Source organism: Companilactobacillus pabuli, assembly GCF_014058425.1.
In the GTDB taxonomy this organism is placed as follows: domain Bacteria; phylum Bacillota; class Bacilli; order Lactobacillales; family Lactobacillaceae; genus Companilactobacillus; species Companilactobacillus pabuli.
Map to the genome: position 1 here is coordinate 38,543 of NZ_CP049366.1, position 12,391 is coordinate 50,933.

Below are 12,391 nucleotides of genomic sequence, written 5' to 3' on the forward strand. Positions count from 1 at the left end.
AAAAATAAAGCCCTGCTAGATTGCCTAGCAGGGCTTTTTGATATTACTTAGATTGCTTTTTTACGTATGCAGCTAATTGAATAATTCGTTGTTTGATATCTTCTCGTGAATCTCTAAAAGCGGCTGCAATTTCTTCATCATTACCGGTTGCCAGAGCGGGATCATTGATAGGCCAATGCAACCAGCGAGTGCTTTGAGGGATGATACATTTATCACGAGCTTCACCACAAAGGGTTACGACAACAGTAGCTTGGTCAAGAAAATCTTGATCAATCAATTTGGAATATTGTTGTGAAATATCAACCCCATCTTCAGCCATAGTTTTGACAGCCCAAGGATTCAACCCATCGACTCTCACACCGGCACTTTGGACGTCCCAATTGGGTAAATATTGTTTAGCGTATCCTTCAGCAATTTGACTACGACAAGCGTTGCCACTACACAAAAAATAAATACTCTTAGTCATTTTTCTTAATTCCTAACTTTATCTGACATTCAGGGCATAAACCATAAACTTCCATATGATTACCAGAAATCATATAACCGGAAATCTCGGCAGTTTTTTCTTCAAGGTTCTTTTCGGTATCGCTAAATCCAGGATACGTAACGTCTACAATCCGTCCACAATTTGTACAAATAGCGTGATAGTGGGGTGTACCGAAGTAATCATAGTGGGTACTGCCATCTCCGTTTTGTAATTCGACGACTAAATGGTGGTCAACAAAAGTGTTCAGCGTATTATAAATCGTAGATGCCCCAATATTAGGTAAATCTTTACTGAGTCCATCGCGAATCGTTTCAACGGTAGGATGATTATGATGACTAACTAAGTATGCCAAAATAATGTGCCGCTGTGGAGTAACTCTGAGCTTATGATCTTTTAGGACTTGTAGTGTTTCTTCCATTACAGCATTACTAGCCATGAGCAATCTTCCTTTCTACCTTAGAATCATTTCAATGTAATTATATGACGAAATTAGAGAGAATACCAAAGAAAACTTCTAAAAACCTTGAAAACGTTTTAGAAAGGTATTTCGTTTACTTTTAAAAGGGTCTGCGTTATTATGTAGTCGTTAACAGATGAGAACCATTCCAATGTAACAAAAAATTAAGGAGTGAGCATCATGCCTAAAGCAAAGAAAAAACAAAGTTTAGCTGAAAAAATAAATGTCATGCGTGCCAGTGTTATGGGTGCCAATGATGGAATTATTTCAATTGCCGGTATTGTTATCGGTGTTGCTAGTGCTCAAAGTAATAATCATGCTATTTTTCTATCAGGTATTGCCGGAATGTTAGCCGGAACCGTTTCAATGGCGATGGGTGAGTGGGTATCAGTTAGTACCCAAAGTGATTCTGAAAAAAGAGCGGTAGAAAAAGAATCAGCGGCCTTAGATGGACATTACGATGATGAATTTGATTTTATTCGTAATAAGTATCAAGCAACTGGAATTTCTAATGAGTTAGCCACTCAAGCTACTAAAGAAATGATGAGTGATGATCCACTGGAAGTAGCCGTTCGTGAAAAATACGGTTTTAATCCAAAAGAAAAGACTAGTGCAATTGCGGCAGCGATGGCCTCAATGATTTCTTTCCCAACTGGTTCAATTTTGCCACTAGTTTCCATTACAATGTTTCCTCAAAGTATTAAGATGGTCGCAACTGTTATTGCAGTTATGATTGCTCTGGCAATTACTGGTTATACAGCTGCAGCTTTAGGTGGTGCCAACCGTGGTAAAGCCGTTTTGAGAAATATCGTTTCTGGATTATTGACGATGTTAGTAACTTATTTAATTGGATCTTTATTTGCACATTAAGGAGTGAGAAACGTTGAAATCAATGACAATGTCTAAACCAAAAAAACAAAAGAAAACAATGGCCGAACGTTCAAATACTCTTCGTGCTGGAGTTTTAGGTTCAAATGATGGTATTTTAACCGTTGTTGGTGTTTTGTTCTCAGTTGCCGTAGCAACAACTAACACCTTCACAATTTTTATTGCTGGATTATCAGATTTGCTCGCATGTGCTTTTTCAATGGCTTCTGGAGAATACGCTTCAGTTAGCTCCCAAAAAGATACCGAAAGAGCTGCAATTGAAAAAGAACGTGAACTAATCAAAACTAATTATCAAGATGAATTGAATGTTGTAGCTAATTTTTATGTCGATCGTGGTGTAAAGCAAGCTACCGCTGATAAGATTGCTAAAGAATTAATGGAACAAGATGCTTTAGGAACAGTTGTCCGTGTTAAGTACGACTTACAACTTGGACATTACATGAATCCTTGGGACGCTGCCTTTTCATCACTAGTTTCCGCTGCATCCGGTGGGATTTTCCCATTAGTAGCGATGACTCTGTTACCAAATGCTATTAAATGGCCAGGAACAATTTTAGCCGTTACTTTGTCAGTTGCTTTGACAGGATTCTTGAGTGCTAAATTAGGTGATGGCCTAGTTAAAACTGCTATTATTAGAAATGTGATTGTCGGATTAGTTACCATGGCAATTCACTATTCAGTTGGTTTAATGCTTTAATAAATATAAAATATTGCAATAAAAAATCTCATTAGAATGTGGATAAATCGACATTCTAATGAGATTATTTAGTTTTCAGCATCAAATCCAACGACTTTTGCAATTCTTCAAGTTGTTTTTCATCGGTGCAATTAGAATTCTTACGAATATTTTGGGCAATAACTAGCTTCATTGCTTTATCAACACTGGATTTAACAGCGGACAACTGCATTAAAACTTGATCACAGGGTTTATCGTCGTCCATCATTCTTAATACGGCATCGAGTTGACCACGTGAACGTTTTAAACGACTAGTTATTTTTTTGCTGGCAATTTCTTCGGGTGTTTGAGACATAATTTCCTCCCAAATTGGTTTATTGAATCAATTATACCCATAAGGGTAACGGGTCGCAAATAATTGCTATTTCTATGTGGGAATTATTGATAAAACAAAATAGTTGCGTGATTTTACCCTAGGGGGTATATTGATTACATAAGATATATGAGAAGGAGATTGAATGATGGCAAATATCACTGAATTATCAGATAAGACATTCAACGATGAGACAAGTAAGGGACTAGTTATTACAGATTTTAACGCTGACTGGTGTCCTCCATGTAAGATGATGAACCCAATTTTGGAGAAGTTATCTTCTAAAGATGAATTAGGCGATAAGATCAAGTTTACTTCTATGAACGTTGATCATAATCCTGATACACCTAACAATTTCGGAATTCAAGGTATCCCAACATTTATCATCAAGAAAGATGGTAACGTTGTAGGACGTATGGTTGGTTATCAGCCAGAAGAAAAATTCCGCATGGCCTTAGAGAAGTATATGTAAAAATTACAATATCCGATACTTTTTTGGTATCGGATATTTTTTTGCCTTCAAAAGGTGTTATATTTATCTGTGAAAACTGTCACAAAATTCTTCAGAAGGGATGATTACACATGGCTACTTTACCCAGAACGTTGAAATATATCAGTTGGTTTGAAGGAGAAATCATCACCATCGACTTTGGCAGGTCGGTTGATTTTGATCCAAAAATTTATCCCGAATTGGCACAGTTAGGGCGTTGGATTGCATCAGATGATTCTTCCAAATACTATTTAGCATATAAGATGAATGGTAATTTCCCAGATAAAACCATCAATCGAGTATTGGGTGATTTGAATTTGAACGGATACGAATTAGTTCATAGTGGCGTAACCTACGCATAATAGAAGAGCCGAAATAATCGGCTTTTTTATTTTTTATTGGAAAGTCACGAAACGTTGATTCCAAATATTTTCAAAGAAAGAAATCGTATCTTCGGCAATCATGTAGTCATTGTCAAAAGTAGTCGTCATGTCGTGTCCCATTAGAATTTTGTAGCCAAGACCGTGAGCCATGACAATTGTGGTGTTGCAACAATATTCAGTTTGAGCTCCGCAGAGTTCGATCGTATGGATATTGTGATTCATCAAAACTTTATTTAAATTAGTTTGATAGAAGGCATTAGGATGAAATTTTTCGACCACAATGTCTTCTTTTTGTTTGTCTAATTTACCTGATAGTTGCCATAATTCACTGCCCCGGACAACATCTTGATCATTGTGTTGAATAAAAATAATAGGTAAGTTGACCTGACGATATAGAGAGATTCGATCGTTGATACTGTGAATCAATCCATCGAAGTTATAACTGTATTGTAGAGCCTTTTGCATATCAATTACGATTAAAGCATCAGCTAATTCTGACATTTTAATCCCCCCTAAAACATTTTTATAGTTTGAGATTATCATTTTGGTTCAATTTATGAAAGCGATATTTTTGGAAAATGTTGCTAAAATTTGATAATAAGTATTATTTGCTCTTATAATAGGAATCATAAAAAATATAGGATATAAAAATGAAAAAATTAAAAATAGTTTCAATAATTATAGGTGTACTTCTATTAGCAGCATTAGGTGCAGGGGGAGTATTCATATACCATACGCAACAATCACTCAACTCTTTGAATACTAATAAGAAAAGCGTATCTAGTAAAATAAATAACGGTAAACCATTTTCTATTTTGCTTTTGGGAGCAGATACGGGGACTGATGGCCGTGTTGACCGTGGTAATTCAGATACTATGATGTTGTTGACCTTAAATCCTAAGACTGAAAAAACAGTTGCTTATTCCATTCCACGAGATGCTTTAGCTGAAATGGTCGGTGACAAAGAAAAAAACGTTCAAAAAATCAATGCCGCATATAATATTGGCCTATCAAAAATGGCCAAAAGTACTGTAGGTAGCATGTTAGGAGTTCCCGTTGACTATCACGTGGCTATCAATATGGAAGCTTTGGAAAAGACAGTTGATTTCGTTGGTGGCGTGACAGTGACAAGTGATCTGAAAGTTTCCTTTGATGGAATTACGATTCCTAAGGGTACGCATCATCTAAATGGTAAGCAAGCTTTGACTTATGCTAGAATGCGTTATCAAGATCCTCGCGGGGATTACGGTCGTCAAATTCGTCAGCAACAGATTTTAAAAGCGGTAGTAAAGAAGCTTGAACAACCTAAATATCTAACTAAATTGCCTAATTTAATCAAGGATTTGGGTAGTGATATCAGCACTGATTTGACCACTAGTCAGATAGATCAAATTATTTTGAAATATCATAGTAGTGGTAAAACTATGGACTTCAATCAACTTCAAGGACGTAGTGCTTGGATTAATGGAAGTTCTTACCAAATTTTGCCAACAAATACGATGCAGCAAGCTTCAGATAAATTACGTAATAATTTAGGCTTATCAACCCAAACTTTGAATAATACTGAAACACAATTGAATGCTAAAAATAAAACCTTCTTCGAAAATGAAGATGATACAGATTACAATACTTTTGGATTAGACAAGACTTTCTATACTAATAATACGTATTAAAAAAGCGCACTTTTATGTGCGCTTTTTGTGTGGAATCATAAAGTTATATCAGCAGTTAATTGACTAGTCTTATAAGGGAAACGGGACTCAGATATTTCAAAAGGTTGGCCATCTTCAAGGTAACTTAGCTGATTGATGACCAAAACTGGTTCCCCGAGTTTTTCTGCAATACCAGTTTCAACATCAATTTGGCTAGCTTTGTCAGCGGAAATGATTCGGTGAGTTCCTTCGATTGTCAGGCCTTCTTTTTGCATGTGACCGTAGATTGATTTTTTGAGGATATCTTCAGTCAAAGTGGTGATGGCAGTCGGCATAATTGTATTTTCATAAGCGAAAACCACCCCATTGACGTAACGCACCCGTCTAATTACGTATACTGGTTCAGTTGGTTTGATAAGTAATTTATCAGCCTCGTCTTCAGTGGGAATACGAGCAGATAATTCCAAAACTTTACTAGTTACGGATTTTCCAGCATTGGTTTTGGTAGCTCCAAAGGGTTTATCAATTGGAGAGACCTTTCCAAACTTACTGTGGTCATCCGCAACGTAATCTTTTCTAACAAAAGTTCCTGCACCACGTTTTGAATAAATCATTCCTTCAACCATCAATAATTGGAGTGCCTTGTGGACGGTGATGCGAGTGGTATTAAAATTTTTAGCAATTTGATTTTGATCTGGTAAATTTTCTCCAGGTTCATATTTGCCTGCCTGAATTGCTTTGCGTAAAGAATTAGCAACTTCTTTGTATTTGTAAGCCATAACATTATCTCCCTAATTGTTCATGGTTAAGTTTATCATGAAAAAGAATAAATTTCTTTTGAATATAAAAGTATATACTTATTACCTATTTGTTATTTACATTAACACTTTTTGTGATATGATGAAAGCGTATTCAATCAGAGAGGCGGAATGATTATGACTAACAAGTTACCAAAGAATTTTTTCTGGGGAAATTCTACGTCTAGTATGCAAACAGAAGGTGCATGGAATTTAGATGGTAAAGGCAAATCAGTTTATGATGTCAGACCAGCTACTGATGGTACTTCTGATTGGAAAGATGGTATTGACGAGTATCATCGCTTTGAAGAAGATTTCAATTTAATGGCTAGCCAAGGCATGAATTTTTATAGATTTCAAATTTCTTGGAGTAGAGTTGACCCTGAAGGAGATGGCAACTTCAATGAAAAAGGAATCGAATTTTATAACAAGATGATCGACGCACTTTTGAAACGCAATATTACACCAATGATTTGTTTGTATCATTTTGACATGCCACTATCTTTAGCTCAAAAATATAATGGCTTTTTATCACGTCCAGTAGTTAAGGCATTTGTCAGATATGGCATTGAAATGGTAAAGAGATTTGGAGATCGAGTTAAATATTGGATTACTTTTAATGAACAGAATCTTTATCACACGAGTGAGGCCTTTAATATTTCTGGTTATTTAAAGGGCGATAAGACAATTGATGAATTATATCAGATCAGTCACCATGTAATGTTAGCCCACGCTGGCGTAGCTAATTTTATTCATGAACATACTGATTGCCAAATTGGTGGAATGCTAGCTTACAGTGAAGTTTATCCAGCTACACCTAATCCTCAAGATGTATTATATGCACGAAAAATTGATGAATTTTTAAATCGTGATTTACTTGATGTCTTTATTTATGGACGTTATTCTCATGAAGTAATGACGTATGTCAAAAATCATAAGATTGAAATGGATTATCAATTGAATGATGATGAGGCTTTGATTCAAGTAAGTTCAGATTTTATTGCTTTCAGTTATTATCGTAGTGAGACAATCGATTCAACGAGAGTACCGCTTAATACAGTACCTAATTTGTATTTAGATTATGGTAGTAAGAAGAATCCGTACTTAGAAACATCAGAATATGGCTGGCAAATTGATCCGGCGGGATTTAGAGATATTTTGGCAAAAGTTTATAACGAATACAGTGTACCAATGTTTCCAATTGAAAACGGTCTAGGTATGCGCGAGGAATACAAAGGTCAAGAAATACAAGACGATGGACGAATCAATTATATGCGCAATCACATTCAAGCAATGAAAGATGCCATCTTTGAAGACGGTGTCGAAGTTCTTGGCTATTTAGGATGGGGTTTGATTGATATTCCTAGTTCTAGTGGCAATATGGATAAACGTTATGGAACGGTCTATGTTAATCGGACTAACCATGACTTGAAAGATATGGAACGAATTCCCAAGAAGAGTTATTGGTGGCTTAAACAAGTTATTGAGTCTAATGGTGAGAATCTGAATGATTTGAATTTAGAAACAGAAAAAACACAATATGCTTAGATTCATTTTAACCTTATAGTTAATATTAGAAATGCATCCATTTAGAAATAGTTGATCACTATTTCTAAATAGATGCACTTTTTTTATGGTAAAAAATCTAGGTCCTTTTGTGAAATATTTTTTAATTGGCATATTATTTGCTAAGTTAAACAGGTGTTTTCTCATAATATACAATTCAATATTAGTAAATTATGAGCAAAAATTAATTAGTTTTTAATTCCAATTATAAATTGTGGATTAAATTAAGGTTTTAAAATAAAAAAATCTAATATGAAAATAAAAATAAACATTTTATGAAAATGAAATGTGAAAAATATGCTTATATTTATAATTTATAAGAATTTCAAATATTTAAAAATAAACGTTTTACAAGTGTAGCCTTTATAAACCGTGATATAAAGGCGAAACAACTGTTTAAGAAACATAAACACTTCACAATCTCAGGAAAACAAAACTGTGATTTTTATCACAAAAATGATTGTTTTTCGTAAATGAAGGCGGTAACATGAAAATGAAATTAAGGATAAAGGAGGAAAATTAATAATGATCGTTGGCGTTGTTAAAGAACAAAAACCTGGCGAAGGACGTGTGGGCGTTACACCAGAAAATGTTCAAAAATTAGTAAATGTTGGAGCTGAAGTTTTAGTTGAAGAAAACGCAGGTATAGGTTCTGGTTTTAGCAATGAAGATTACCAAAAGGCTGGCGGACAAATTGTTAGTCATGCAAAGACTTGGGATGCAGATCTGGTGGTTAAAGTTAAAGAACCGGATGCAGAAGAATATCAATATTTCAAGCCAAATCAAATTGTTTGGGGATTTCAACACTTGGCATCTTCTCCAGAAACAGTTAAAGCAATGATTAAGTCTAAGACAACTGCCATCGGTGGAGAAACGATTATTAAGGATAACAAGTTGCAATTGTTAGCACCAATGAGTGCCATTGCTGGTCGTCGTTCAGTAATTATGGGAACTTATTATTTGGAAGCACAACACGAAGGAGAAGGCATCTTGCTTTGTGGAACTCCTGAAGTCAAAGCTGGTAATGTTGTGATTCTAGGTGGTGGTAATGCTGCTGTAAATGCTGCTACGCTTGCTTTGAATATGGGATGTCACGTAAGTATTCTCGAAGTAAAGCAAGAACGCTTGGATTGGTTAGAGAAACACTTTGCAGGACAAGATTATCAAGGAATTATTTCAAATACAGAAAACATTGCCAAATATATTAAAAACGCCGATTTGTTCATCTCAACAGTTTTGATTCCAGGAGCTAGACCACCAAAATTAGTTACTGAAAAAATGGTTAAATCAATGAAACCTGGAAGTGTAATTGTTGATGTTGCAATTGACCAAGGGGGGACGGTAGAAACAATTGACCATCCAACTACGATTGAAGATCCAGTATTTGTGAAAGATGGGATTATTCATTACGCTGTTCCAAATCAGCCAGGGGCTGTACCAAGAACTGCAACATTGGCATTAGCTAGTGGGAATATTTCTTACTTACTGGAGATAGTTGAGAAAGGTTTGGATCAAGCTATTAAAGATGATGAGGCTTTGATGTCTGGAATTAATATTTATCAAGGAAAAGTAACTAATAAAGGTTTGGCCGATTCATTGAATTATGATTTTACAGAAATTGATGCAATTTAATAATAGGGGGTGAACGAGTTGATGACTGCAGAAGATATTAAACAATCAAAAGATTTTCAAAATCCTGTTTGTATGAGAGATATTGAGGAAGCAGCTCACTCTATTCACGAAGTGGGTCGAGTCACACCACTGATTCAATCAATGTTTTTAAGCCGTAATATAGCTCATGGGGAGGTTTACTTGAAGCTAGAAAACATGCAATTAACTGGATCATTCAAATTTAGAGGTGCTTTTAATAAAATCAATCATTTGAGTGATGCTGAAAAAGCACGTGGTGTCATCACAGCTTCGGCCGGTAATCATGCTCAGGGAGTAGCTTTAACATCGCACCTTTTGGGAATAGACTCAGTTGTTATCATGCCACATGGTGCTCCAATTGCTAAGCAGGAAGCAACTGCTGGATATGGTGCAAAGGTCATTCTACATGGTGATAATTTTGATGAGGCACACCAATTTATGGAAGAAGAAGCCGAAAGAAAAGGCTATACAATCGTTGATCCATATAACGATGTTGATGTCATTGCTGGTCAAGGTTCAATTGGGTTAGAAATTCTTGATCAAATGTGGGATGTCGATACAGTTATCGTTCCTGTCGGTGGTGGCGGATTGATTTCTGGAATTGCAACTGCTTTGAAGTCATTTAATCCTAATATTCACATTGTTGGAGTTCAATCAGAAAATGTTCATGGGATGACAGCATCTTATGAAGCTAATAAATTAACAACCTATAGTAAAGGCAAGACTTTGGCTGATGGAACAGCTGTTGCTACACCTGGAGACATAACTTTCCCAATTACTAAGAACTTAGTTGATGAAATGGTTTTAGTTAATGAAGAAGAAATTGCTAAGGCTATGAAAGACTTATTACAAAGAACTAAGACAGTTGCTGAAGGAGCGGGGGCTTTACCGACAGCAGCTTTGGAAGCAAAAAAAATCGATTCAAAATGGTTAAATCATAAAAAGGTCGTTGCTTTAGTTTCTGGTGGCAATGTTGATTTGGAACAAGTTTCTAAAAACATCGATCACTTTTTGGTAACAACTAATCATTCCGTAGGTTAGGGGGTGTATTGAAATGAAAAAGAGCCTATCGCAGTCAGCTTATGGGGGTGTTTCTGGTGAAAAATACGTTCCGTATGTGACTGATAAAGATAATCATGGTGGTAATACCATCGTTATGATTATGGGTGCAATTTTGGCAGTGATTTTCGCCGCTTCAACAGCTTATTCAGGCATGAAAGCTGGATTGACAGTTGCTGCCGGTATTCCAGGATCTATTATTGGTTCTGGGCTTGTATCAGCCTTTGCTAAAAAGAAAGGAATTTTAGGAAAGAATTTGATGCAAGGTATGTCTAGTGGTGGTGAATCTATTGCTAGTGGTATGATCTATGTTTTGCCTGCCATTATCGTTATTGGTGGACGTGTTAACTTCATCGCTGGTGTTTTAGTTGGTGCTTTGGCGGTATTATTCGCTATTGGTACGGCTTCACTAGTTCAAAATTATTTGGTAGTTGAAGAACACGGTAAACTAGTTTATCCCGAATCCATGGCGATTTCAGAAGCTTTGGTAGCCTCTGAAGCTGGTGGTGATTCATTAAAATTCATGGGTATTGGTTTTGGTATCGGTGGAATTTTAACAATGTTGACAACGCAAGTATTTGGCTGGGTCAACAGTACAATTACTTATATTGGTAATTCTTTCTATCGTTGGAAGATGTCTACTGAAGTAAATCCAATATTAGCTGGAATTGGTTTCGTTGTTGGACTAGACGTTGCTTTAACGATGTTTGCCGGATCTATTTTGTCTAACTTCGCAATTACACCATTGATTGCTAATTTTACTCAATTAGCTGGGAATCATGCTAAGGACTGGAATGATATTGGTTTGGCAGTTAACCAAATGAATGTTGATCAAGTTGCTGGTTCATATTCTAAATATATCGGTGCCGGAATGATGCTCTGTGGTGGTATCGTTGGTGCCGTTAAGTTGATTCCAGTTATCGTTACTTCAATTAAGAAGACTTTAAATGCTAGAAATAGTTCTTCAGATGATAGGAACATGCTAGGTATTTGGTCATTATTGATTGCTGTTATTGCTATTTTTGTAGTTGGATTCTTCATTGCTGGTAACATTGCGATGGCAATCGTTGGTGGAATCCTTTCACTTATTTTGGCATTACTATTTGTCATTGTTTCTGCTCGTTTGGCTGGTACTATTGGCTGTTCAAATGCCCCTGTATCAGGTATGACAATTGCTTCATTAGTTATTATGACTCTGGTATTTGTAATCTTCGGTTGGACTAGCAATGCAAACAACCAAATTCTCTTGCTGTTCGGTGTATTCATTGTTACAGCCATCTCAGTTGGTGGTGCTTATATGCAAACACAAAAGGTTAACTATGTTATTGGCGGTAACAAGAATGAAATGATGAGGTACTTCATGATTGCCGCTATGATTGGTGTTATCGTTGTTGTTGGTACAACAGTAATCTTGGAGCCACAATTAAAAATTACAGGATCTAACCCACCATTTGGCATGCCACAAGCTAACTTGATTGCTACATTGACAACCGGTATCATGTCTGGAAATCTTCCTTGGATCATGATTATCATCGGTGTTGTTATGGCTATCGTATGTTGGATGTTAGGTTTATCCATTATGACTGTTGCTTTAGGATTCTATCTACCAATTTCCACAACTTCAATCATTTTGGTCGGTGCTTTAATTAAGCTATTAATTGAAAAAATTACGGCTGAAAAAGAGCTCAGAGACAAACGTGTTCAAAGTGGTGTCAGTCTATCATCTGGTTTAATTGCCGGTGGTTCAATTATTGGCTTGATTGGTATTATCTTGCATGTAACAAATGTTTTAGGTGACAAGACACCAACAGGATTTGTTGGTAGCAATAATATGGGATTGATTCTCTTGGTAGTTCTAGTAATTTTAATGATTCTACCTTTAACAAATATTAAAAAAGTGAATAAATAAATCG

The 12,391-nt window shown here is 35.9% G+C and carries 14 protein-coding genes; 9 read left to right on the forward strand and 5 right to left on the reverse strand.

The window, feature by feature from the left end:
* Positions 1 to 43 precede the first annotated feature (43 nt).
* The gene (arsC, locus tag G6534_RS00200) at positions 44 to 466 is read right to left on the reverse strand and encodes an arsenate reductase (thioredoxin) (RefSeq protein ID WP_059074568.1); all 423 of its coding nucleotides are present in this window, start codon (positions 464 to 466) and stop codon (positions 44 to 46) included.
* Positions 459 to 923: a Fur family transcriptional regulator gene (locus G6534_RS00205; RefSeq protein WP_059074569.1), complete on the reverse strand. Its 465-nt coding sequence runs from the start codon at positions 921 to 923 to the stop codon at positions 459 to 461. Before G6534_RS00205 ends, arsC begins: the two co-directional genes overlap by 8 nt.
* Positions 924 to 1,124: 201 nt before the next feature.
* On the opposite strand from G6534_RS00205, the gene G6534_RS00210 reads away from it, so the two are divergent.
* Together G6534_RS00210 and G6534_RS00215 are read left to right on the forward strand one after the other, a co-directional pair.
* Positions 1,125 to 1,814: a VIT1/CCC1 transporter family protein gene (locus G6534_RS00210; protein WP_059074570.1), complete on the forward strand. Its 690-nt coding sequence runs from the start codon at positions 1,125 to 1,127 to the stop codon at positions 1,812 to 1,814.
* 22 nt (positions 1,815 to 1,836) lie between these two features.
* Positions 1,837 to 2,529, forward strand: a complete 693-nt coding sequence (locus G6534_RS00215) for a VIT1/CCC1 transporter family protein (RefSeq protein ID WP_238788918.1) — start codon at positions 1,837 to 1,839, stop codon at positions 2,527 to 2,529.
* A gap of 64 nt (positions 2,530 to 2,593) precedes the next feature.
* Here G6534_RS00215 and G6534_RS00220 read toward each other — a convergent pair whose 3' ends face one another.
* On the reverse strand, positions 2,594 to 2,863 hold the full coding sequence (locus tag G6534_RS00220; RefSeq protein WP_057815343.1) for a metal-sensing transcriptional repressor: 270 nt from the start codon (positions 2,861 to 2,863) through the stop codon (positions 2,594 to 2,596).
* A gap of 163 nt (positions 2,864 to 3,026) precedes the next feature.
* Between G6534_RS00220 and G6534_RS00225 the strand changes: the two genes are divergently transcribed.
* Entirely contained in the window at positions 3,027 to 3,353 is a 327-nt protein-coding gene (locus tag G6534_RS00225; RefSeq protein ID WP_059074571.1) for a thioredoxin family protein, read from the forward strand.
* A 110-nt stretch (positions 3,354 to 3,463) separates the two neighbouring features.
* Positions 3,464 to 3,733 carry a hypothetical protein gene (locus G6534_RS00230; RefSeq protein WP_059074572.1) on the forward strand — a complete coding sequence of 90 codons (270 nt, stop codon included), beginning with the start codon at positions 3,464 to 3,466 and terminating at the stop codon, positions 3,731 to 3,733.
* A gap of 33 nt (positions 3,734 to 3,766) precedes the next feature.
* Here the strand turns inward: G6534_RS00230 and G6534_RS00235 are convergent, their stop codons facing one another.
* Positions 3,767 to 4,255, reverse strand: a complete 489-nt coding sequence (locus G6534_RS00235) for a cysteine hydrolase family protein (protein WP_059074573.1) — start codon at positions 4,253 to 4,255, stop codon at positions 3,767 to 3,769.
* Positions 4,256 to 4,404: 149 nt separating this feature from the next.
* Here G6534_RS00235 and G6534_RS00240 point away from each other — a divergent pair, with 149 nt between their 5' ends.
* A complete protein-coding gene (locus G6534_RS00240) occupies positions 4,405 to 5,427 on the forward strand; it encodes an LCP family protein (RefSeq protein ID WP_182082975.1) in 1,023 nt (340 codons plus the stop codon).
* Between the two features lie 35 nt (positions 5,428 to 5,462).
* On the opposite strand, the gene G6534_RS00245 is transcribed toward G6534_RS00240, so the two are convergent.
* Complete coding sequence (locus tag G6534_RS00245; protein WP_059074574.1) at positions 5,463 to 6,185, reverse strand: GntR family transcriptional regulator; 723 nt, start codon at positions 6,183 to 6,185, stop codon at positions 5,463 to 5,465.
* Positions 6,186 to 6,335: 150 nt separating this feature from the next.
* Here G6534_RS00245 and G6534_RS00250 point away from each other — a divergent pair, with 150 nt between their 5' ends.
* The 4 genes from G6534_RS00250 (at position 6,336) to G6534_RS00265 (ending at position 12,387) form a co-directional block, all read left to right on the forward strand.
* On the forward strand, positions 6,336 to 7,751 hold the full coding sequence (locus tag G6534_RS00250; RefSeq protein WP_369833266.1) for a glycoside hydrolase family 1 protein: 1,416 nt from the start codon (positions 6,336 to 6,338) through the stop codon (positions 7,749 to 7,751).
* 543 nt (positions 7,752 to 8,294) lie between these two features.
* Positions 8,295 to 9,401, forward strand: coding sequence for an alanine dehydrogenase (ald, locus tag G6534_RS00255; RefSeq protein WP_059074576.1), 1,107 nt, complete (start codon positions 8,295 to 8,297; stop codon positions 9,399 to 9,401).
* Positions 9,402 to 9,422: 21 nt separating this feature from the next.
* The gene (gene tdcB / locus G6534_RS00260; protein WP_059074577.1) at positions 9,423 to 10,460 is read left to right on the forward strand and encodes a bifunctional threonine ammonia-lyase/L-serine ammonia-lyase TdcB; all 1,038 of its coding nucleotides are present in this window, start codon (positions 9,423 to 9,425) and stop codon (positions 10,458 to 10,460) included.
* Positions 10,461 to 10,473: 13 nt separating this feature from the next.
* Positions 10,474 to 12,387: an OPT/YSL family transporter gene (locus G6534_RS00265; RefSeq protein ID WP_182082976.1), complete on the forward strand. Its 1,914-nt coding sequence runs from the start codon at positions 10,474 to 10,476 to the stop codon at positions 12,385 to 12,387.
* Positions 12,388 to 12,391: the final 4 nt, after the last annotated feature.